The following is a 20,285-nucleotide window of genomic DNA, read 5'->3' on the forward strand; positions in this document are numbered from 1 at the left end:
TAGCCGTACATCAACTGATTGCCCCGCACGGACCGTGGCCCAATCCCAACGAGGAGTGAACGACCGTCATGGGCCCCGTGCAGGCCATAGGCTGGCGGAACCACTAAGACCACTTCTTTTGCAGCATCCGGAGACAACGGTGCATTTCCACGACTCGATGATCAGTCTCGTCGGCAACACCCCGCTGGTGAGGCTCAACAACGTGACCAAGGGCATCCGGGCCACCGTCCTGGCCAAGGTGGAGTACTTCAACCCGGGCGGATCCGTGAAGGACCGCATCGCCCTGCGCATGATCGAGGCCGCGGAGGAGAGCGGCGCACTCAAGCCCGGCGGCACGATCGTCGAGCCGACCAGCGGCAACACCGGTGTCGGCCTCGCCATCGTGGCGCAGCAGAAGGGGTACAAGTGCATCTTCGTGTGCCCCGACAAGGTCAGCACCGACAAGATCAACGTGCTGCGGGCCTACGGCGCCGAGGTGGTCGTCTGCCCCACCGCCGTCGATCCCGAGCACCCGGACTCGTACTACAACGTCTCCGACCGGCTGGTCCGTGAGACGCCGGGCGCCTGGAAGCCGGACCAGTACTCCAACCCCAACAACCCGCTCTCCCACTACCACTCCACCGGCCCCGAGCTGTGGGAGCAGACGGAGGGGAGGATCACCCACTTCGTGACGGGTGTGGGGACGGGCGGCACCATCTCCGGTACGGGCCGCTACCTCAAGGAGGCCAGCGACGGCAAGGTGCAGGTCGTCGGCGCCGACCCCGAGGGTTCCGTGTACTCCGGCGGGTCCGGGCGGCCGTATCTCGTCGAGGGCGTGGGCGAGGACTTCTGGCCGACCGCGTACGACCGGAAGGTCGCCGACGAGATCGTCCCCGTGTCCGACAAGGACTCCTTCCAGATGACCCGGCGGCTGGCCAAGGAGGAGGGCCTGCTGGTGGGCGGTTCGTGCGGCATGGCCGTCGTGGCCGCGCTGCGGGTCGCCGAGCGGCTCGGCCCGGACGACGTGGTGGTCGTGCTGCTGCCGGACAGCGGCCGCGGCTACCTCTCCAAGATCTTCAACGACGAGTGGATGGCCGACTACGGCTTCCTGGAGGACACCGGCCCGAGCGCGCGCGTCGCCGACGTCCTCAACGACAAGGAGCACGGCGCCATCCCGTCCCTCGTCCACATGCACCCGGACGAGACGGTCGGTGAGGCCATCGAGGTGCTGCGCGAGTACGGCGTCTCGCAGATGCCGATCGTGAAGCCGGGCGCCGGCCACCCCGACGTCATGGCCGCGGAGGTCGTCGGGTCCGTCGTCGAACGTGAGCTGCTCGACGCCCTGTTCGCCAAGCGGGCGTCGCTGGTGGACCCGCTGGAGAAGCACATGTCGGCCCCGCTGCCGCAGGTCGGCTCCGGCGAGCCGGTCGCGGACCTGATGTCCGTGCTGGGCGCGGCCGACGCGGCGATCGTCCTCGTCGAGGGCAAGCCGACCGGTGTGATCAGCCGTCAGGACCTGCTGGCCTTCCTCGCCAAGGGCGGGAAGTAGCGGCAAACCTGCGGTGAACGGCCCGTGTCCGCGGCGAACTTGCGGTGACCGGCGCCGCTCGGGCCGTCGCGGAACTGGTACGAGCGCGTCACGTCCACGCAGCACCCGCTTAACACGGGTCGGGCACATTAGTGGATGTCGGCAGGGCGGGAGCGGCTCCCCGCCCCGGCCGGCGCCGAACGTCCAAGGACCTCCGGAGCGGCTCCCGGACCTCCATGGACGCCCGGACGTGAGACCTGGCCCTGACCCGGTCGACGTCCCTCGCGGGGACCGCCGTCGTCCCGCCCCCCGGTAACGGGGGTGCGGCGGTCCCCGCGCATAGCTCTGTCCGACGGTCGGTCGAGGTCGTCGGCTGCTGCCTCAGCGCGCCTCCGCCGCGGCCCAACTCCCGAGCAGCGCAAGCCTCTCCGCCGTCTCCGAGCCCGGCTGCGGTGTGTAGACCACCATCGTCTGGTCCGGTTCCGTCTGGATGGTCATGGTCTCGTACGGGAGGGTCAGCAGGCCCACGAGCGGGTGCTGGATGCGTTTCGTGCCGGACATGCAGGGCTCGACCTGGTGGTCCGCCCACAGCCGGCGGAAGTCCTCGCTCCTGACGGACAGTTCGCCGACGAGGGCACGCAGCTCGTGGTCGCCCCGGCGGTGGCCGGCGTTCAGCCGGAGGTGTGCGACCGCCTGCGCGGCGATCGCGGGCCACTCCGGGTAGCGGGCCCGGGAGGCGGGGTCGAGGAAGACGTGCCGGGGAATGTTGCGGTCGGCGGGAGCCGTACGGCCGTAGTCGCTCACCGCATCGGCGAGGGCGTTCCAGGCCAGGACGTCCATGCGGGGGCCGATGACGAAGGCGGGTGTGCGGTCCATGCTGTCCAGCAGGGTCTGGACGCCCGGGCGGACGCGAGCCGTGTCCGGGCGGCGGATGCCCCGGTCGCGGGGCCGGGCCACCGTACGCAGGTAGGCGTGCTCCGTCTCGTCCAGCCGCAGGACCCGCGCGATCGCGTCCAGGACGGCATCCGAGACGCTCTGCCCCCGGCCCTGTTCGAGGCGGACGTAGTAGTCGACGCTCACTCCGGCCAGCTGCGCCACCTCTTCGCGGCGCAGACCCGGAACGCGGCGCCGCCCGTACGAGGGCAGCCCCACCTCCTCCGGCTGGATGCGGCCGCGGCGTGAGCGCAGGAAGTCTCCCAGGTCCCCGTCCATGGTTTCGAGCGTAGACGCACGGCGGGCCGTGAGCCTGGTACTGCCAGACACAGGAACAACGCAGCCCTGGGTAGGGCGGGCGCGGCGGCGGAGGGTGAGTGGTGTCCGCAAGCCGCAGGGACACGCCCCGGCGGCTCCCTCACCTGGAGGAATCCCATGTCGTACGAGAACCTGACCGGCCGTACCGCCGTCGTGACCGGCGCGGCGAGCGGGATCGGCGAGGCCGTCGCCGTGCTGTTCGCCGAGCAGGGGGCGCGGGTCGCGCTGCTGGCCCGGCGCGGGCAGCGGCTGGACGAGCTCGCCGCGAAGATCACCGCGGGCGGGGGCACGGCGCTGGGCGTCGTCGCCGACGTCACCGACGACGCGTCCGTGGCCGCCGCCGCGGAGCGCATCCACGAGGCGTACGGGGCCGTGGACCTCGTCGTCAACAACGCCGGCGTCATGCTGGGCAACCCCGTCGAGGCGGGACGGCTCGACGAGTGGCAGCGGATGATCGACACCAATGTGACCGGGGTGCTGCGCGTCGTCAGGGCGTTCACCGGCGACCTGGTGGCGACGGCCGCCGAGGGCCGCACCGCCGACCTGGTGAACATCTCGTCCGTCGGCGCGCACCTCGCCTTCCCCAACTACGCGGTGTACGGGGCGACGAAGGCCGCGATCACCCACCTCTCCCAGTGCCTGCGCACCGAGTTCGGGCCGCGTGACGTACGGGTCACCAACATCGAGCCCGGGTTCGTGGAGAGCGAGCTGCGGCTGCACACCGACAACGACGAGATCTCGGCGCAGGTCGACGGCATGGTGGAGGCGATGGGCACGCTGTCGGCGGCGGAGCTCGCCGATGTGGTGGCCTACGCCGCGAGCCGCCCCCGGCATGTGAACCTGCGGCAGATCATGGCCATGCCGACTCGGCAGGCGTGAGCCTCACGGGCCGGTGCGGAGGGTCAGTCCTCCCAGCGGCCCTCGTCCTTCGCCTTGCGGCGCCAGCCCTGGAAGAGACCGGGGTTGGTGCGGGCCGCCTGGACGACGTTGACCCCGACGATGCCGACCCAGGTCACCAGCAGGCCGGGCAGGTCGGCGACTCCCGCGCCGATCCCGGACAGCGGGATCGCCAGGACCAGCGAGACGATGGCGAAGCCGAAGCGCTCGCCGAAGGAGTCCGTCGGCCGTGGCGACCGCGAGCCCCGGGCCGCCACCATCTGCTGCTCGGCCATCTGGCGCCGCATGCGGCGCTCGACCGCCCCGTCGATGCGCTGGTCGACCTTCTCCATGAATGAGTCGACCAGCGCGGACTCGTACTCGTCGCCCAGCTCCCTGCGGGCCTGCAAGGTGGCGTTGAGTTCCTTCTTGAGCTCGGTGTCCCGCGCGTCCATTCCGGTCATGGGATCCAAGGTAGGCAGCGGGCGCGGGGGCCGCACTGGGGTTAGCCCCCCTGTTCGGGTGGGGGTGTACGGCAGTGCGCCGTCACTTCACCAACCCGTGCTCCTTGGCGTACTCGTCCGCCACGTCCTCCGGATCCTTCTTGTCCTTGTCGACCAGCCGGTTCAGCTCCGTGAGCTGGGCGGTCGTCAGGGTGTTGCCGAGGCGGGCGAGGGCCTTGCGGACCGTGGCGTCGGCCTTGCGGTCGGCTATGAGGGGGACGACGTGCTGGCCGGGGATGAGGTTCTTGGGGTCGGTCAGGACCACCCAGTCGTTGGCCTGGATGTCGGTGTCCGTGGTGAAGAGGTTGGCCACGTCCACGTCGCCCTTCTTCAGGGCGCCCTTGACCAGCGGACCGGAGGAGTCGAGGGACTTGAACTCCTTGAACTCGACCCCGTAGACGTCCTTGAGGCCCACGGCACCGACCTCCCGCTTCTTCACCTCGGGCGCCGCGCCGATCACCAGCTTGCCGTTCTGCTTCTTCAGGTCGGCGAGGGAGGTCAGGCCGTACTTCTCGGCCGTCTCCCGGGTGACGGCGAAGGCGTCCGAGTCCTCGGCCAGGCCGTACGGCAGCACCTGGAGGCCGCTGGGGAGGGCGATCGTGAGGGCGTTCTGCATCTCGCCCTCCTCCGTGGCCTTCGCCTTGGGGGAGACGTAGTGCAGCAGGGCGCCCTGGTACTCGGGGAGCAGGTCGATGTCGCCGCCCTTGAGGGCGGGGATCAGGATCTCGCGGGTGCCGAGGTTGGGGCGGACGGTGACCTTCACGCCGGCCGCCTCCAGGACGGCCGCGTACAGGTAGCCGAGCACCTGGTTCTCGGTGAAGTTGGCGGTGCCGATGGTGAGGCCGCCCTTGCTGGAGCCGCCGCCGGAGCCGGCGGAGCCCTGGCCTTCGAGGGACGTGATGCCGCTGGAGCAGGCGGCGAGGGCGGGGACGGAGGCCGCTGCGAAGAGGCCGCCGAGGAGGGTGCGTCGGTTCATCGCGCGTCCGTTCGTCGAGCGTCGGTTCATCGAGGGGGTCCCTAGGCAGTGCGGTGGCGGAAGAGGTAGCGCTGGAGGCCGGAGAGCAGCAGGTCCAGGGCGACGGCGACCACGGCGACCAGCACCGCGCCGCCGAGCACCTGCACGAGGTCGCGCTGGGCGAGGCCGTCGAAGACGTAGCGGCCCAGGCCGCCGAAGGAGACGTACGCGGCGATGGTCGCCGTGGCCACGACCTGGATCAGGGCCAGGCGCAGGCCGGTCATGATCAGGGGCAGGGCGAGCGGGAGTTCCACCTGGAGGAGGACCTGGTGGGCGCGCATGCCCTGGCCGCGTGCCGCGTCCTTCACGTCCGGGTCGACGGCCGTCATGCCCGCGTAGGTGTTCGTGACGATCGCCGGGACCGCGAGGGCGACCAGGGCGACGTAGACCGGGAGCATGGACAGTCCGCCGGCCAGGAAGACCAGGACGACCAGGCCGACGGTCGGCAGCGCGCGGCCGAAGGACGCGAGGTTGATCGCGACGAAGGCGCCCTTGCCGGTGTGGCCGATCAGCAGGCCGAGGGGGAGGCCGATCGCCGCCGCGATGAGCGTGGCGAGCAGCGAGTACTGGAGGTGCTCGGCGAGGCGGTGCCCGATGCCGTCCGAGCCGGCCCACTGCTCGCCGCCGACCAGCCAGTCGCCGAGGTTCTTGAAGAGTTCGAACATGTCAGGCTCGCCGCCTCTGCCATGGGGTCAGGACGTACTGCAGGGCCACCAGGGCCGCGTCCGCGACCACGGCCAGCAGGAGGGTCAGGACCACTCCGACGATCACCGGGGTGGGGAAGTTGCGCTGGAAGCCGTCGGTGAAGAGCTGGCCGAGGCCGCCGTCGCCGATGTAGGTCGCGACCGAGACCAGGGAGATGGACATGACCGTCGCGATCCGCACGCCGGCCATGATCACGGGCAGCGCGAGCGGGAACTCGACGGTCAGGAGCGTGCGCAGGGGGCGCGTGCCCATCGCCTTCGAGGCCTCCTTGACCTTCACGGGCACCGAGTCGAGGCCCTCGACCGTGTTCCGGAGCAGGACGACCAGGGTGTAGATCGTCAGGCCGATCACGGTCGTGGTGCGGGTGAGGCCGGAGACCGGGAGCAGCAGAACGAAGATCGCGATCGACGGGATCGTGAACAGCACGTTCGACAGGCCCAGCAGGAAGCCGCGCAGGGGGCGGATCCGGTGGGCGATCACCGCGAGGGGCAGCGAGATCAGCACGCCGAGCAGGACGGCGCTGAGCGCGGCCTGGAGGTGGGAGACCGTGAGGGTGGTGAGGTCGTCGGTGTGGTCGCCTATCCACGACCAGTCGATGGTCATGCGGCCACCTCGGTCTCCGAGGAGTGGGCGCGGGCCTCGGTGTGCGCCTGGCCGGCGTGCTCGTGGATGTCCTCGCGGGACGAGACGCCGGTGAGGACACCGTCGGCGTCGACGCGGGCTGTCAGGCCGGTGGGGGAGGCGATGGACTCGTCGAGGGCCGCGAGGAGGGAGTCGGAGTCCTTGAGCGGCCGTACCGGGATCTCGGCGCCGTCCGTGGAACGCCAGTGCAGCGGCTTGCCGGCCTCGTCGCGTACGAGGCTCCAGGCGCCGCCCTCCGGGGCCGGGCCCTGCGGGACGTCCGCGAGGGTCCGCAGCGACAGCAGCTTCAGGCCGCGCTCGGCGCCGAGGAAGTCCGCCACGAAGTCGTCGGCCGGGCGGGCCAGGAGCTCGGCGGGGGAGGCGCACTGGACGAGGTGGCCGCCGGTGCGGAAGATCGCGATCTGGTCGCCGAGGCGTACGGCCTCGTCGATGTCGTGCGTGACGAAGACGATGGTCTTGCTCAACTCCTTCTGCAGGCGCAGAAGTTCGTCCTGGAGCTGGGTGCGGACCACCGGGTCGACCGCGCCGAACGGCTCGTCCATCAGCAGCACGGGCGGGTCGGCGGCGAGCGCGCGGGCCACGCCGACGCGCTGCTGCTGGCCGCCGGAGAGCTGGTGCGGGTAGCGCCTGCCGGTGTCGGGGGTGAGGCCCACGGTCTCCAGCAGCTCGGCCGCGCGGGCCCGGGCCTTCCTGCGGCCGTGGCCCAGCAGCAGGGGCACGGTGGCGACGTTGTCGAGCACCGTGCGGTGCGGGAACAGGCCCGCCTGCTGGATGACGTATCCGATGGAGCGGCGCAGCTCGGCGGCGTCCTGCCGGGTGACGTCCTTGCCCCCGACCCGGATGGTGCCGGAGGTCGGCTCCACCATCCGGTTGATCATCCGCAGGGTGGTCGTCTTGCCGCAACCGGAGGATCCGACCAGGACGGTCACGCCGCCCTCCGGCATCTCCAGGGAGAGATCGTGGACTGCTGTCGTGCCGTTGGGGAAGCGCTTGTGGACCGCATCGAACTGGATCATGAGTTGTCCCTTGCCCGGCTGTATAACGTCATGCAGAGTTCTTGGTAGCTGAATAGGTTGTCAACGGGTTGGTGTAAATCCGAAGTAACGGATGGCCGATAGGCAAGACCCGATGTCCGGATTGATGGGAGCTTGGGCTTTATGTCGTCTCGGATCGTGGACGCGCCGAGTGCTGTGACGTCCGGGCACACCGCCCTGGTCGTCCTCGACGGGATCGGGCTCGGCGTCGAGGACGTCGTCCGCCTCGCCGACGGGGCCGCGCGGCCGGTCGCCGCGACCGACGCGATGAAGCGGGCCGAGGAGTCCTGGGACGCCGCCCGCCTGATCGCCGCGACCGGGCGGGTCTACGGCCGCTCCACCGGCGTGGGCGCCAACCGGAACGAGGACGTGCCCACCGAGGCCGCCGCCGAACACGGCCTGCGCCTGCTGCGCAGCCACGCCGGCGCCATCGGTGCGGAGCTGCCCGCCCGGGAGGTGCGGGCCATGCTCGCCGTACGCGCCAACCAGCTGCTGGCCGGTGGCGCGGGCCTCAGGCCCACCGTCATCACGGCCATGTGCGAGGCGCTGGAGAGCGGCGCCCACCCGGTCGTGAACGAGTTCGGCTCGGTCGGCACCGGCGACCTCGCGGCGCTGGCACAGACCGGCCTCGCGCTGGCCGGCGAACATCCGTGGCGGGGCGCCGGCGCCCCCGAGGCGCAGCCGCTCGACAACAACGACGCCCTCGCCTTCATCAGCAGCAACGCCCTCACCCTCGGCCAGGCTGCCCTCGCCCTGCACGAACTGCGCGGGCTCGTCGCCGCCACCCAGGTCGTCGCCGCCCTGTCGCTGCTCGCCGTCGACGGCTCCCATGAGGCGTACGCCGCTCCCGTGCACACCGCCCGCCCGCACCGGGGCAGCTCCGAAGTCGCCCGCGAGATGCGGGAGTTCATCGGCGCCGAGGACCGGCCCACCCCTCCGCTGGGCAGGCTCCAGGACCCGTACGGCTTCCGCTGCCTGCCCCAGATCCACGGCCCCGCGCACGACGCGGCCGACGCCCTGGAGCAGGTGCTCGCGGTCGAGATCAACGCGGCTGCCGAGAACCCCCTCATCTCCCCCGAGGACATGGCCGCCTACCACCACGGCGGCTTCTACCAGGCCCAACTCGCCCTTTCCCTGGACCACTTCAGGCTGGCGCTGACCCAGGTGGCCCGGCTGTCGACGTCCCGCCTGTCGACCCTCAACGAGCCCGCCTACACCCGTCTGAAGCCCTTCCTCGCCGACCAGGAGCCCGCCTCGTCCGGCGTGATGATCCTGGAGTACGCCGCCGGTGCGGCCCTCGGCGACCTGCGCGCGTTCTCGGCCCCCGCCTCGCTCGGCCACGCTGTACTCTCCCGGGGCGTGGAGGAGCAGGCCAGCTTCGCCTCGCTCGCCGCGCGGCAGACACTGCGCGCGTGCGACGCGTACCGTCTCGTCGTCGGCTGTGAACTCGTCGCCGCCGTACGGGCGTTGCGGCTGCGCGGCCTCAGGCCCGAACCGGAGCTCGGCGTGAGCCGGGCGCTGGAGCTGGCCGAGTCGGTGCTCGACGACGACCTGTCCGACCGTCCGCTCACCGACGACGTGACGGCGGCGGCAGCACTGCTGGACCGGTTCACGGACATCTGGAGGGGGAGCGCCGCATGAGCGCGGACAGGACCACGAGCGGAACGGCACACGGGGTGTCCCATGGGGCGCCCCACGGGGCCGACAGCCCCGCCGCGCGTCTCCAGGCGCTCTTCGAGGGGCACCGGCTCACCCCGACCCAGCGGCGCATCGCGCACAGCATGGTGCGGCGGGCCGCCGACGTGCCGTTCCTGTCCAGCGTGGAGCTGGCCGAGCTGGCCGGGGTCAGCCAGCCGTCCGTGACCCGTTTCGCCGTCGCCCTCGGCTTCGACGGCTACCCCGCCCTGCGCAGGCACCTGCGCGAGGTCGCGCCCGTGGAACCGGCGGCGGACGCGGGCTCGTACAACGAGTACCAGCAGGCAGTCGAGGCCGAGATCGAGAACCTGCGGCACCTCGCGGAGGTGCTCGCCGACCCGCGCCCGGTGCAGAAGGCCGGCCGCCTGCTCGCGGCCTCCCGCCCGCTGCCGGTGCTCGGCCTGCGGGCCGCGGCCTCCCAGGCGTACGGCTTCGCCTACTTCGCCGCCAAGGTCCACCCGGACGTACGGCTGCTGCACGAGGGCGGCACGATGATCCACGACCGGATCGACGCCGCCGTACGGGCCGGTGCGAGCACCCTGCTCTGCTTCGCGCTGCCCCGGCATCCGCGCGAGGTCGTGGACACCCTGGCGTACGCCAAGGAGGCCGGGCTGACGGTCGTGACGGTGGCGGACTCCGCCTTCGCGCCGGTCGCCAAGGTCTCCGACCTGCTGCTGCCCGCCGCCGTCGGCACGGGCCTCGCCTTCGACACGGCCTGCGCGCCGATGCTTCTGGGCCGGGTCCTGCTGGAGGCGATGGCCGACGACCTGCCGGACGCGCAGGCGCGGCTGGAGGAGTTCGACGCGCGGGCGGCGGCCCGGGGGCTGTTCGTCGAGTGAGGGCCTTAGAGCTTCTTAAGGCTCGTCTCACGTTGGCTGGCTAGCGTGCGTGCACAGCAGTTGGACAGACGTGGGACGGGAGGCGGGACGTGGCACGCGATGGAGGGCAAGGGCTGGCTCGAGTGGCCGTCGTCGTACGGGCCGGGGCGGTGCCGTTGTGGTGGCTCGGGGTGTTCGCGGCGGGCATCGGGGCGCTGGTGCCGGGCATCACGGGGCGCAGGATCGGCGTCCTGGCCGGCGCCGCGCTGTTCATCGTCGCGGCGGCCGTGGTCGCCTGCGTACGCCGCAAGCGGTACACGGCCCTGACCCGCTCGGCCGCCCGCGCCGGCAAGCACGATGTGCTCCAGGACCGTGCGGTGGCCGCGCGCAACTGGCGCCGGGGCCACCGCTGGTGGCTGGTCCTGGCGTTTCTCGCCGCGCTGGGCAGCGCGTTCGCGGTGCCGGCGGCCGGCGGGATGCTGCTGGCCGGGTGCGGGGCGGGGCTCCGGCTCAAGGCCGCGTGGCTCGGACGGCTGGAGCGGGCCGAGAACGCCCTGCTGTGGGTGCGGGTGGACTGGCTCGACGGCCGGGGCGGCCGCCCCGCGGGCAAGGCCGTGAAGGGCTACCGCACCACGGGTGTCGCCGCGGGCGACGCGGCCCCCGGAGGAGCCCGCCGCCGCACCGCGGCGCTCGTGTAGGTCAGACCTCCAGGTCCTCCTCGATCTTCCGCAACTGGTGCCTGGCCATGGCCAGGTTGGCGCGCTTGGCGTCGAGGACCAGGTACAGGAAGAGACCGTTGCCCCCGCGCCCGGCGATCAGCCGGATCAGGTGGTACTGGTCGCTGAGGGTGATCAGGATGTCCTCGATGCCGCCCTTCAGCCCGAGGTGCTCCATCGTGCGCATCTTGGCGCGGACGACGTCGGTGTTGCCGGCGGCGGCGACATTGAGGTCGAAGGTCTTGCTGCCGCCGAGCGTGCCCAGCGCCATGCCGCTGGTGTAGTCGACGAGCGCGGCTCCGGTCGCGCCCTCGATCGAAGCGAGGCATTCCTTCAGCGTGGTCTCGGTGTTGGCCATGACGTGTGTTCCTCTCAACCTTCAGTAGTGGTATGCGCGTTGGCGTTGGTGCGTGCGGCGCGCGCGGTTCTGGTGCGGGTGGGCATGGGTTTGGCGGGCTCCTTGGCGGCGCTCTTGGCAGGGCTGCGGCGCACAGGTGCCGCTTCCGCGTCGACGAGCTCCCCGATGCGGGCACCCGCGCGGCGGCCCTCCAGGTGCAGCCGGCCGACGTTGACGCCGTCCTGGGCGAGCAGCGTCAGCACGGCGGTACGGCCCGCGGCGTACGTCGCCACATAGCCCTCCGTGCCGCGCATGAGCAGTTCGCGGAAGTCGCCCCGGCCGGTCGCGTCCGTCACCCGCACCGCGACGCCGAGCGCGGCGGCGGTGAGGGCGGCGAGGCCGTCCGGTTCGACGCCGGGGGTGTCGTGGGCGAGGACGAGGCCGTCGACGCCGGCCGCGAGTGCTCCGGTCAGCTGGGGCACGCGGGCTCTGAGCCGGCGGAATTCGTCGAGTATCGGGGCCTCGGCCGCCATCAGGTGTCTCCTCTCGGCGCGGGACCGCTGCGGCGGGCGCCGCGGCTCGGGCGGCCCGGGCGGCTCGCGGTCCTCGAAGGGTTTGCGGTCAAAGGGCCTCCAGCGCATCCCTGACCCTCTTCAGCAGCGCGATGTAGGGATCGGCTGTGTCGGACGGGGGGTCTTCGACGGCGGGCGGCGGCTGTGGGGCCACGAGCCCCGCCGCGGCCAGCCGCCGTATGTGCACCAGCGTGTGGAACGCCGGCCGGCCCAGCTCCCGCGCGATGTCCGTGGCCCTCCGTACGCCGTCCACCCGGGCGAGTACGGCGGCCTGCCGGGGCGGCACCGCGGGCGCCGCGACCGGATCGGCCCGGATCAGGGGCGCGCCGTCCGTCGCCGGGTCGGGCCAGATGCTCAGCAGCAGGGCCCGGCGGCGCAGCGTCTCGCGCTCCACGGCGACGACCGGCACGGGATGCACGGAGGCGAGCCAGTGCGCGGTGCCGTAGCGGAAACGGCCGGGCGTGCTGCTGGGGGCGAGTGCGAAGTACGCCGCGTCGTACAGCGCGCTCACCTGCGCCAGCTCCAGCGCCCCCGGCGTGACCCCGTGCCGCAGCAGCCTCCCCTCGTCGGCACTGTCCTCGGCGTCCCGCCAGGCCTCGGCGCCGAGGGTGCCGTGGGCCGTGAGGAGCTCGTCGAGACCGGGAGCGAGCGGGCTCTCGGCGTGCACCACCCGGCCCTCGGCGAGGTGGAGCGTGCCGTGCTCGCGGTCCAGGACGCCGGTGGCCCGCTCGTCCGCGAGACGGGTCAGCATCGGGGAGACACCACCCGCCCGCTGGTGCGCCGTCTGCCGGTCCCGTACCGGCAGACGCGGTGGTGGTGTGAGCACGGTCATCTCAGCACCAGCCGTTCGGCCATCTCGCCGAGCCGGATGCGGGCCAGCGCGAGATTGCCGTCCGCGCGGGACAGCCACAGGTACAGGAACACGCTGCTGTCGAACGTCGTCGGCACGAACCGGAGCACGTGATAGCTGTCCCGGTTGCTGAGGATCACGTCCTCGACGGGCGGATCCGTGGCGTCGGAGCCGTCCTCCGGCCCGAAGGCGTGCTGCTCGGCGGCCAGCCGTGCCAGCTCCGCCGCCTCGGCGGCCGCCGTCTCGTGGTCACCGCCCGGAGGATCGCCCACCGTGCCCAGGGCCAGCCCGCTCGTCCAGTCGACCAACGCAGCACCACGCGCACCTGGTAGCCGCATCGTCTCCAGCAAGCACTCGTCGATTCCGGGCACCGTCGCTCCCCTCCCGCCTCGGGGTCCGGCTGAGTGACCGCCAAACTACGCAACGTGTGTGCGGCGAGTGAGCGTTCGGGCATTTTCCAGTGGAACATGCGCCGAGTGACTAAGGTGGGTCAACTGACCCTGTTTTCACGTGGCTTGATCGCATATGGCGTACTGCTGCGTGGTGACCTACGTCAACCGCGCTCCGGCGTGGCCAGGGTGGTGAGCGAGGTCGCGTGCGCCCCTCCCGATTCGGCCACGATCTCGTCGAGCGTCTGCGGCTCGCGCACGGTCGCGAAGGCGATGCCCCTGGCCCCGTCCGGCACGAAACCGTGAATGCCGGGCCGGGCGAGGGAGTTGTACGCGTAGTGGTGCGCGAAGTAGTACGCCCCCGTGTCCAGCGCCGCCGCGAAGTCCCCTTGCTCCAGCAGCGGCAGCGCCGCCCCCTCGGCCAGCAGGTCCCCCGAGAAGCAGGCCGGCCCGGCCACGTCCTGCACCACGGCCGGACCCTCCTTCGCGTGCCCCTTGCCGTCATATGCGGCGATCCTGAGCGGCCAGCTCCCCGGCGCGTACACCGTTCGCGTGGCGACCTGCACACCCGCGTGCGTGACCGCCACCGGCCGCCCGCCCGCGCTCTTGGCGTACTCGACCCGCGCCACGACCGTCCCGTGCTTGGCCAGCAGCGACCGCCCGAACTCGGTGACCAGCCCGTACCGCCCGTCGAACAGCCCGGGCACCGACTCGCCCAGCAGCCGCACGTACTGCGCATACGTCGGTGTCGTCACGTCCGACGCGAAGTTGACCGGCAGCCCGCCGCCGATGTCGAGCGTGTCGATCTGCCGCCGCCCGATCCGCCCGTTGATCTCCTCGGCGAGGGCATACGCCTCCGCGACCCCCTGCGCCATGAGCGACAGCGGGATGCCCTGCGAGCCGGTGTGCGCATGCAGCCGCGTCAGCCACGGGCGGTCCTGATACGCCCGTACGACCCACTCCCGCGCCCCCTCGTCGCGCAGCGCCACCCCGAACTTCGACGTGGCCGTGGCTGTGGACGTCGCCTCGATGGAACCCCCGCCGACCTGCGGGTTCACCCGGATCCCGAGCGGAGAGCGGCTGGCCGCCGACCTCATCAGGGCGTCGATGCGGTGCAGCTCCTGCGGGTTGTCCGCGTTGACGGCGATGCCCAGCGCCAGTGCCTCCCGCAGCTCGGCCGGCGTCTTGGCGGGCGAGTCCAGGACCGTCATCTCCGGGCCCAGCCCCGCTGCCCGCGCCAGCGCCAGCTCACCCGGGCTCGCCACCTCCGCGCCGATGCCCTCCTCGCGCAGCAGCCGCAGCACCGCCACCAGCGGGGTCGCCTTCACCGCGAAGGCGTGCAGCACGGGCGTGCCCGGCGCCACCACCGCGTCGAACGCCGCCCGCAGCGCCGCCGCCGACTCCCGGATACCGGTCACGTCGAGCAGGCCGACGATCGGGGCGCCGGGCCCGAGCAGCCCCTGCTCCACGGCCGCCCGCACCGCCTCGTCCCGCCGGGCCACCCGCTCGGCGTCGGACGCCGGGATCCCGGCTCCGCTGCCCGCTCCGTTGCCCACAACATCCCCCGTCATGCCGTCGTCCCCCGTCACGTCGTCGTACGAGCCCATGCATCCAGCCAAACACCCGGGACGCGCCGATGCTGGCGCACGGATGTATTGACTAGCTCTATTCAGACGGCCAGGATGTGAATATCCACCTCAACAGTTCGCAGTCACAGTCCGCTGGGAGGCAGACCATGTCAGGACCCCGCCCCGTCCGAGCACCGCGCGGTACGGAACTGAGTGCCCTGGGATGGCAGCAGGAAGCCGCCCTGCGGATGCTGCAGAACAACCTCGATCCCGAGGTCGCCGAGCACCCCGACAAGCTCGTCGTCTACGGCGGCACCGGCAAGGCCGCCCGCGACTGGCGCTCCTTCGACGCGATGGTGCGCACGCTGAAGGGCCTGAAGCAGGACGAGACGATGCTCGTCCAGTCCGGCCGTCCCGTCGGCGTCATGCAGACCCACGAGTGGGCGCCGCGCGTCCTCATCGCCAACTCCAACCTCGTCGGCGACTGGGCCAACTGGGAGGAGTTCCGCCGCCTGGAGGCCCTCGGCCTCACCATGTACGGCCAGATGACGGCCGGCTCCTGGATCTACATCGGCACCCAGGGCATCCTCCAGGGCACGTACGAGACCTTCTCCGCCGTCGCCGCGAAGAAGTTCAACGGCACCCTCGCCGGGACGATCACCCTCACCGCCGGTCTCGGCGGCATGGGCGGCGCCCAGCCGCTCGCCGTGACCATGAACGACGGCGTCGCGATCTGCATCGACTGCGACCCGCGTGCCATCGAGCGGCGCATCGAGCACCGGTACCTCGACGTGAAGGCCGACTCCCTCGACCACGCCCTGCAGCTGGCCACCGAGGCCCGCGACGCCCGCCGGCCGCTGTCCATCGGCGTCCTCGGCAACGCGGCCGAACTGCTCCCGCAGCTCCTCTCGATGGGCGCCCCCATCGACATCGTCACCGACCAGACCTCGGCGCACGACCCGCTGGCGTACCTGCCGCTCGGCGTCGACTTCGACGACATGGCCTCCTACGCGGCCAAGGACCCGGCCGGCTTCACCACCCGGGCCCGCGAGTCCATGGCCAAGCACGTCGAGGCCATGGTCGGCTTCATGGACGCCGGCGCCGAGGTCTTCGACTACGGCAACTCGATCCGCGGCGAGGCCCAACTCGCCGGGTACGACCGGGCGTTCGCCTTCCAGGGCTTTGTGCCGGCCTACATCCGCCCCCTGTTCTGCGAGGGCAAGGGCCCCTTCCGCTGGGCTGCCCTCTCGGGCGACCCGGCCGACATCGCCAAGACCGACAAGGCGATCCTGGACCTGTTCCCGGAGAACGAGTCCCTTGCCCGCTGGATCAAGATGGCCGGCGAGCGGGTGCACTTCCAGGGACTGCCCGCGCGCATCTGCTGGCTCGGCTACGGCGAGCGGGACAAGGCCGGCGAGCGCTTCAACGACATGGTGGCGTCCGGTGAGCTCGCCGCGCCGCTGGCCATCGGGCGCGACCACCTCGACTGCGGTTCCGTCGCCTCTCCCTACCGTGAGACCGAGGCCATGCTCGACGGGTCCGACGCGATCGCCGACTGGCCGCTGCTGAACGCCATGGTGAACGTGGCGTCCGGCGCGTCGTGGGTGTCCATCCACCACGGAGGCGGCGTGGGGATGGGACGGTCCATCCACGCCGGGCAGGTCACGGTGGCCGACGGCACGAAGCTCGGCGGCGAGAAGATTCGCCGCGTCCTCACCAACGACCCCGGGATGGGCGTCATCCGCCATGTCGACGCCGGGTACGACATCGCGGAGTCGGTTGCCGACGAGCGGGGCGTCCGCGTCCCGATGCGCGAAGGTGACGACGCGTGACCCAGCTCCAAGGTGAGCCGAGCGGCAGCCGTCCGGTGGGGGCCGAGGCCTCGTCGCCGTCTGCCGCTCCGGCTGTGCAGGGCAGCTCCTTCCACTCCATGTGGCGTGACCTGCTCCCCATCGGCCGGCACCCCGCCTCCCGCGGCTACCGGCGTTTCGCCTGGACCGGTGTGGACCTCGAATGCCGGGCCTGGTTCAAGGAGCAGGCCGAGGCGAGGGGGCTCGACTACGAGGTCGACCGCAACGGGAACCAGTGGGCCTGGCTCGGGGACCCCGCCGCCGGGGACGCCGTCGTCACCGGGTCGCATCTGGACTCGGTACCGGACGGGGGCGCCTTCGACGGCCCCCTCGGCGTCGTGTCCTCCTTCGCCGCCCTCGACGAACTGCGCGGCAGGGGCGCCGACTTCACCAAGCCCCTCGCCATCGTCAACTTCGGCGACGAGGAGGGCGCACGGTTCGGGCTCGCCTGTGTCGGGTCCCGGCTCACCGGCGGGCAGCTCACCGTCGAGGGCGCCCACAAGCTGACCGACGGCGAGGGCGTCAGTCTGCCCCGGGCCATGGAGGCCGCCGGCTACGACCCCGACACCATCGGCGCCGATCCGGAGCGGCTCGCCCGTATCGGGGCCTTCGTCGAGTTGCACGTCGAGCAGGGCCGTGCCCTCGACCTGTCCGGCGACCGGGTCGGCATCGCCAGCGCCATCTGGCCGCACGGCCGGTGGCGGTTCGACTTCCGGGGCGAGGCCAACCACGCGGGAACCACCCGGCTCGTGGACCGGCGCGACCCCATGCTGTCCTACGCCGAGACCGTGCTCGCCGCCCGCCGCGAGGCCGAACTCGCCGGTGCCGTCGCCACCTTCGGCAAGATCAGCGTCGAGCCCAACGGCGTCAACGCCATCCCGTCCCTGGTGCGCGGCTGGCTCGACTCCCGTGCCGAGGACCAGGCGAGCCTGGACCGCGTCGTCGGCGGCATCGAGAAGGCGGCCCGTGCGTACGCGGCAGCCCACGGCATCGACCTCGACGTCGTCCGCGAGTCCTTCACGCCCGTCGTCGAGTTCGACCACGCCCTGCGCGACGAACTCGCGCGCATCCTCGGCCAGGAGAGGGAACCCGAGCTCAAGGTCCCCGTCCTGGGCACCGGCGCCGGACACGATGCCGGAATCCTGTCCGGGAGCATCCCGACCGCCATGCTGTTCGTACGCAACCCCACGGGCGTCTCGCACTCCCCGGCCGAGTTCGCCGCCGAGGACGACTGCGTGGCCGGAGTCATCGCCCTCGCCGACGTACTGGAAGGACTGGCCTGCACGTGACGCCCACCCAGCAGACCCGTACCTACTGGCTGGAACACGCCTGGCTCGGCACCCATGTCGAGCCGGGCGTGGCCGTCGACGTCGCGGACGGCCGCATCACCGCCGTCCGCACCGGCACGGAGACCCCGCCTGCGGGCGCCGAGCCCCTCCGCGGCCTGACACTGCCCGGCCTCTCCAACGCCCACTCCCACGCCTTCCACCGCGCCCTGCGCTCCACGGTCCAGGTCGGCTCCGGCACCTTCTGGACCTGGCGCGAGGTCATGTACGCCACCGCCGACCGGCTGACCCCCGAGACCTACCGCGACCTCGCCCGCGCGGTGTACGCGGAGATGGCGCTGGCGGGGATCACGTCCGTCGGTGAGTTCCACTACGTGCATCACACGCCGGGCGGCACCCCCTACGCCGACCCCAACGCCATGGGCGAGGCCCTCATCGAGGCCGCCGCCGACGCCGGCATCCGCATCACCCTCCTCGACACCGTCTACCTGTCATCCGGCTTCGGACAGCCCCCCAACGCCCACCAGCGCCGCTTCTCCGACGGCAGCGCGCAGGCATGGGCCGAACGCTGTTCAGTTCTCAAGGACCGGGATCACGCACGGATCGGGGCGGCGATCCACTCCGTACGGGCCGTGCCCGCCGACCAGTTGGCGACCGTGGCGCAGTGGGCCGAGGAGCGGCGGGCCCCGCTGCATGTGCACCTGTCCGAGCAGACCGCGGAGAACGACGCCTGCCGGGAAGCCCACGGCTGCACGCCCACCCGGCTGCTCGCCGACCACGGTGTCCTCGGGCCGCGCACCACCGGCGTCCACAACACCCACCTCACCGACGAGGACATCGCCCTCATCGGCGGCAGCGGCACCGGCACCTGCATGTGCCCGACGACCGAGCGGGACCTGGCGGACGGCATCGGACCCGCCGTCGCCCTCCAGCGGGCCGGCTCACCGCTCTCCCTCGGCTCCGACAGCCACGCCGTGATCGACCTGCTCGAAGAGGCGCGCGCCATGGAGCTGAACGAGCGCCTGCGCACCCGGACGCGGGGTCACTGGACGGCGGCGGCCCTCCTGCGGGCGGCCTCGGCCGACGGCCACGCGGCCCTCGGCTGGGACGGCGCGGGCGCCATCGAACCCGGCGCGCTCGCCGACCTCACGACGATCGCGCTCGACTCGGTCAGGACGGCAGGGCCGCTTGCGCGGCTCGGGGCCGAGACGGCCGTATTCGCTGCGTCGGCAGCAGACGTGTCGCATACGGTCGTGGGAGGCCGGCACGTCGTACGGGACGGGGCCCACACCCTCGTACCGGATGTGCCGCAAGCCCTCGCGGACGCCGTCGAAGCCCTGCGCGGATGACACGGGGCCGCCCACCCGCGCGGCCCGCCTCCGTCCCCGAACCCGACCCCACCGCCGACCAGGCCACCAAGGACGCCATGAGCAACGCGACGACCGTCAGCCCCGCCCACTCCGCGAGCACCGCAAGCACGCTCATCACCAACATCGCCGCCCTGGTCACCAACGACCCCTCCCTCGGTGACAATTCCCCCCTCGGACTGATCCAGGACGCGGCCGTCGTCATCGAGGGCGACCGCATCGCGTGGACCGGTGATCAAAGCAAAGCACCCGCCACTGACAATCGGGTCGACGCCGGTGGCCGGGCGGTCGTCCCCGGCTTCGTGGACTCCCACTCGCACCTCGTCTTCGCGGGCGACCGCACGCAGGAGTTCAACGCCCGGATGTCGGGGCGGCCGTACAGTGCCGGCGGTATCCGTACGACCGTCGCGGCCACCCGGGCGGCGAGCGACGAGGACCTGGAGCGCAACCTCACGCACTACCTCGCCGAGGCCCTGCGCCAGGGCACCACGACCTTCGAGACCAAGTCCGGCTACGGCCTGACGGTCGAGGACGAGGCCCGCGCCCTGCGCATCGCCGCCGCCCACACCGACGAGGTCACCTTCCTCGGCGCCCACATCGTCTCCCCGGACCACGCCGACGACCCGGCCGCCTACGTCGCCCTCGTCACCGGCGAGATGCTCGACGCCTGTGCGCCGTACGCCCGTTGGATCGACGTCTTCTGCGAGAAGGGCGCCTTCGACGGCGACCAGGCCCGGGAGATCCTCACCGCGGGCAAGGCCAAGGGCCTGCACCCCCGCGTCCACGCCAACCAGCTGTCCTACGGCCCCGGCGTGCAACTCGCGGTCGAACTGGACGCCGCCAGTGCCGACCACTGCACCCACCTGACGGACCAGGACGTCGACGCCCTCGCGAACGGCAACACGGTCGCCACCCTCCTCCCCGGCGCCGAGTTCTCCACCCGCGCCCAGTGGCCCGACGCCCGCCGGCTCCTCGACGCGGGCGCCACCGTCGCGCTCTCCACCGACTGCAACCCGGGCTCGTCCTTCACCTCCTCCGTCCCCTTCTGCATCGCGCTCGCGGTACGGGACATGGGGATGACCCCGGACGAGGCGATCTGGTCGGCCACCGCGGGCGGCGCGGCTGCCCTGAGGCGCGACGACATCGGCCGCCTCACCCCGGGCGCGCGCGCCGACCTGCTCCTGCTCGACGCACCGAGCCATGTGCACCTGGCCTACCGCCCGGGTGTGCCGCTGGTCAGCGAGGTGTGGCGGCGGGGAGTACGCGAGGCCTGAGCCCGAAGGACCGCCCACCCCAGGGTCCTT

20 protein-coding genes are annotated in these 20,285 nt (G+C 72.1%); 9 read left to right on the forward strand and 11 right to left on the reverse strand.

The genetic code is table 11. The features are described 5' to 3' along the window. Nucleotides 1-139 precede the first annotated feature (139 nt). Entirely contained in the window at nt 140-1,528 is a 1,389-nt protein-coding gene (locus OG331_RS29385; protein ID WP_406201646.1) for a cystathionine beta-synthase, read from the forward strand. Nucleotides 1,529-1,888: 360 nt separating this feature from the next. On the opposite strand, the gene OG331_RS29390 is transcribed toward OG331_RS29385, so the two are convergent. Continuing rightward, complete coding sequence (locus OG331_RS29390; RefSeq protein WP_406201648.1) at nt 1,889-2,719, reverse strand: helix-turn-helix transcriptional regulator; 831 nt, start codon at nt 2,717-2,719, stop codon at nt 1,889-1,891. A 156-nt stretch (nt 2,720-2,875) separates the two neighbouring features. Here OG331_RS29390 and OG331_RS29395 point away from each other — a divergent pair, with 156 nt between their 5' ends. Continuing rightward, nucleotides 2,876-3,637 (forward strand): SDR family oxidoreductase, encoded by a 762-nt coding sequence (locus OG331_RS29395; protein WP_406201650.1) that lies wholly within the window; start codon nt 2,876-2,878, stop codon nt 3,635-3,637. 23 nt (nt 3,638-3,660) lie between these two features. Here the strand turns inward: OG331_RS29395 and OG331_RS29400 are convergent, their stop codons facing one another. The 5 genes from OG331_RS29400 to OG331_RS29420 form a co-directional block, all read right to left on the reverse strand. Beyond that, a complete protein-coding gene (locus OG331_RS29400) occupies nt 3,661-4,098 on the reverse strand; it encodes a hypothetical protein (RefSeq protein WP_406201653.1) in 438 nt (145 codons plus the stop codon). A gap of 82 nt (nt 4,099-4,180) precedes the next feature. Beyond that, the gene (locus OG331_RS29405) at nt 4,181-5,113 is read right to left on the reverse strand and encodes an ABC transporter substrate-binding protein (RefSeq protein WP_406201655.1); all 933 of its coding nucleotides are present in this window, start codon (nt 5,111-5,113) and stop codon (nt 4,181-4,183) included. A gap of 41 nt (nt 5,114-5,154) precedes the next feature. Next, nucleotides 5,155-5,817, reverse strand: a complete 663-nt coding sequence (locus OG331_RS29410) for an ABC transporter permease (protein ID WP_406201657.1) — start codon at nt 5,815-5,817, stop codon at nt 5,155-5,157. A gap of 1 nt (nt 5,818) precedes the next feature. Beyond that, nucleotides 5,819-6,460 carry an ABC transporter permease gene (locus OG331_RS29415; RefSeq protein WP_365064448.1) on the reverse strand — a complete coding sequence of 214 codons (642 nt, stop codon included), beginning with the start codon at nt 6,458-6,460 and terminating at the stop codon, nt 5,819-5,821. After that, on the reverse strand, nt 6,457-7,515 hold the full coding sequence (locus OG331_RS29420) for an ABC transporter ATP-binding protein (RefSeq protein ID WP_406201661.1): 1,059 nt from the start codon (nt 7,513-7,515) through the stop codon (nt 6,457-6,459). Before OG331_RS29420 ends, OG331_RS29415 begins: the two co-directional genes overlap by 4 nt. Before the next feature lie 141 nt (nt 7,516-7,656). Here OG331_RS29420 and OG331_RS29425 point away from each other — a divergent pair, with 141 nt between their 5' ends. From OG331_RS29425 to OG331_RS29435, 3 genes are all read left to right on the forward strand, one after another. After that, on the forward strand, nt 7,657-9,174 hold the full coding sequence (locus tag OG331_RS29425; protein WP_406201663.1) for an aromatic amino acid ammonia-lyase: 1,518 nt from the start codon (nt 7,657-7,659) through the stop codon (nt 9,172-9,174). Then, complete coding sequence (locus OG331_RS29430; protein ID WP_406201666.1) at nt 9,171-10,067, forward strand: MurR/RpiR family transcriptional regulator; 897 nt, start codon at nt 9,171-9,173, stop codon at nt 10,065-10,067. The genes OG331_RS29425 and OG331_RS29430 overlap by 4 nt, the downstream gene beginning before the upstream one ends. An 89-nt stretch (nt 10,068-10,156) precedes the next feature. Further along, the gene (locus OG331_RS29435) at nt 10,157-10,744 is read left to right on the forward strand and encodes a hypothetical protein (RefSeq protein WP_406201668.1); all 588 of its coding nucleotides are present in this window, start codon (nt 10,157-10,159) and stop codon (nt 10,742-10,744) included. Nucleotide 10,745: 1 nt separating this feature from the next. On the opposite strand, the gene OG331_RS29440 is transcribed toward OG331_RS29435, so the two are convergent. The 5 genes from OG331_RS29440 to OG331_RS29460 form a co-directional block, all read right to left on the reverse strand. Beyond that, complete coding sequence (locus OG331_RS29440; RefSeq protein ID WP_362384751.1) at nt 10,746-11,120, reverse strand: hypothetical protein; 375 nt, start codon at nt 11,118-11,120, stop codon at nt 10,746-10,748. 14 nt (nt 11,121-11,134) lie between these two features. Then, nucleotides 11,135-11,632, reverse strand: coding sequence for a roadblock/LC7 domain-containing protein (locus tag OG331_RS29445; RefSeq protein WP_406201670.1), 498 nt, complete (start codon nt 11,630-11,632; stop codon nt 11,135-11,137). A gap of 88 nt (nt 11,633-11,720) precedes the next feature. After that, on the reverse strand, nt 11,721-12,503 hold the full coding sequence (locus OG331_RS29450; protein WP_406201673.1) for a transcriptional regulator: 783 nt from the start codon (nt 12,501-12,503) through the stop codon (nt 11,721-11,723). Continuing rightward, entirely contained in the window at nt 12,500-12,892 is a 393-nt protein-coding gene (locus tag OG331_RS29455; protein WP_406201674.1) for a hypothetical protein, read from the reverse strand. The genes OG331_RS29450 and OG331_RS29455 overlap by 4 nt, the downstream gene beginning before the upstream one ends. A 182-nt stretch (nt 12,893-13,074) precedes the next feature. After that, nucleotides 13,075-14,481, reverse strand: coding sequence for a diaminopimelate decarboxylase (locus tag OG331_RS29460; RefSeq protein WP_406210350.1), 1,407 nt, complete (start codon nt 14,479-14,481; stop codon nt 13,075-13,077). A 164-nt stretch (nt 14,482-14,645) separates the two neighbouring features. On the opposite strand from OG331_RS29460, the gene hutU reads away from it, so the two are divergent. The 4 genes from hutU to hutI all read left to right on the forward strand — a co-directional run bounded on the left by hutU (nt 14,646) and on the right by hutI (nt 20,255). Then, on the forward strand, nt 14,646-16,310 hold the full coding sequence (gene hutU, locus OG331_RS29465) for a urocanate hydratase (protein WP_406201676.1): 1,665 nt from the start codon (nt 14,646-14,648) through the stop codon (nt 16,308-16,310). A gap of 98 nt (nt 16,311-16,408) precedes the next feature. Further along, nucleotides 16,409-17,617: an allantoate amidohydrolase gene (locus OG331_RS29470; RefSeq protein ID WP_406210353.1), complete on the forward strand. Its 1,209-nt coding sequence runs from the start codon at nt 16,409-16,411 to the stop codon at nt 17,615-17,617. Next, complete coding sequence (locus OG331_RS29475) at nt 17,614-18,963, forward strand: formimidoylglutamate deiminase (protein WP_406201679.1); 1,350 nt, start codon at nt 17,614-17,616, stop codon at nt 18,961-18,963. The genes OG331_RS29470 and OG331_RS29475 overlap by 4 nt, the downstream gene beginning before the upstream one ends. Continuing rightward, nucleotides 18,960-20,255, forward strand: a complete 1,296-nt coding sequence (hutI, locus tag OG331_RS29480) for an imidazolonepropionase (RefSeq protein WP_406201682.1) — start codon at nt 18,960-18,962, stop codon at nt 20,253-20,255. Before OG331_RS29475 ends, hutI begins: the two co-directional genes overlap by 4 nt. Nucleotides 20,256-20,285 lie beyond the last annotated feature (30 nt).

It is taken from the genome of Streptomyces sp. NBC_01017 (assembly GCF_045162795.1).
GTDB lineage: Bacteria > Actinomycetota > Actinomycetes > Streptomycetales > Streptomycetaceae > Streptomyces > Streptomyces machairae.

What these genes read in the sequence shown, in the direction of transcription:
- OG331_RS29440 (WP_362384751.1), bottom strand. Translation starts at nt 11,120, where the DNA reads ATGGCCAACACCGAGACCACGCTGAAGGAATGCCTCGCTTCGATCGAG.
- OG331_RS29420 (WP_406201661.1), bottom strand. Translation starts at nt 7,515, where the DNA reads ATGATCCAGTTCGATGCGGTCCACAAGCGCTTCCCCAACGGCACGACA.
- OG331_RS29470 (WP_406210353.1), top strand. Translation starts at nt 16,409, where the DNA reads ATGTGGCGTGACCTGCTCCCCATCGGCCGGCACCCCGCCTCCCGCGGC.
- hutI (WP_406201682.1), top strand. Translation starts at nt 18,960, where the DNA reads ATGACACGGGGCCGCCCACCCGCGCGGCCCGCCTCCGTCCCCGAACCC.
- OG331_RS29450 (WP_406201673.1), bottom strand. Translation starts at nt 12,503, where the DNA reads ATGACCGTGCTCACACCACCACCGCGTCTGCCGGTACGGGACCGGCAG.
- OG331_RS29410 (WP_406201657.1), bottom strand. Translation starts at nt 5,817, where the DNA reads ATGTTCGAACTCTTCAAGAACCTCGGCGACTGGCTGGTCGGCGGCGAG.
- OG331_RS29400 (WP_406201653.1), bottom strand. Translation starts at nt 4,098, where the DNA reads ATGACCGGAATGGACGCGCGGGACACCGAGCTCAAGAAGGAACTCAAC.
- OG331_RS29390 (WP_406201648.1), bottom strand. Translation starts at nt 2,719, where the DNA reads ATGGACGGGGACCTGGGAGACTTCCTGCGCTCACGCCGCGGCCGCATC.
- OG331_RS29415 (WP_365064448.1), bottom strand. Translation starts at nt 6,460, where the DNA reads ATGACCATCGACTGGTCGTGGATAGGCGACCACACCGACGACCTCACC.
- OG331_RS29405 (WP_406201655.1), bottom strand. Translation starts at nt 5,113, where the DNA reads ATGAACCGACGCACCCTCCTCGGCGGCCTCTTCGCAGCGGCCTCCGTC.
- OG331_RS29460 (WP_406210350.1), bottom strand. Translation starts at nt 14,481, where the DNA reads ATGACGGGGGATGTTGTGGGCAACGGAGCGGGCAGCGGAGCCGGGATC.
- hutU (WP_406201676.1), top strand. Translation starts at nt 14,646, where the DNA reads ATGTCAGGACCCCGCCCCGTCCGAGCACCGCGCGGTACGGAACTGAGT.
- OG331_RS29430 (WP_406201666.1), top strand. Translation starts at nt 9,171, where the DNA reads ATGAGCGCGGACAGGACCACGAGCGGAACGGCACACGGGGTGTCCCAT.
- OG331_RS29425 (WP_406201663.1), top strand. Translation starts at nt 7,657, where the DNA reads ATGTCGTCTCGGATCGTGGACGCGCCGAGTGCTGTGACGTCCGGGCAC.
- OG331_RS29445 (WP_406201670.1), bottom strand. Translation starts at nt 11,632, where the DNA reads ATGGCGGCCGAGGCCCCGATACTCGACGAATTCCGCCGGCTCAGAGCC.
- OG331_RS29395 (WP_406201650.1), top strand. Translation starts at nt 2,876, where the DNA reads ATGTCGTACGAGAACCTGACCGGCCGTACCGCCGTCGTGACCGGCGCG.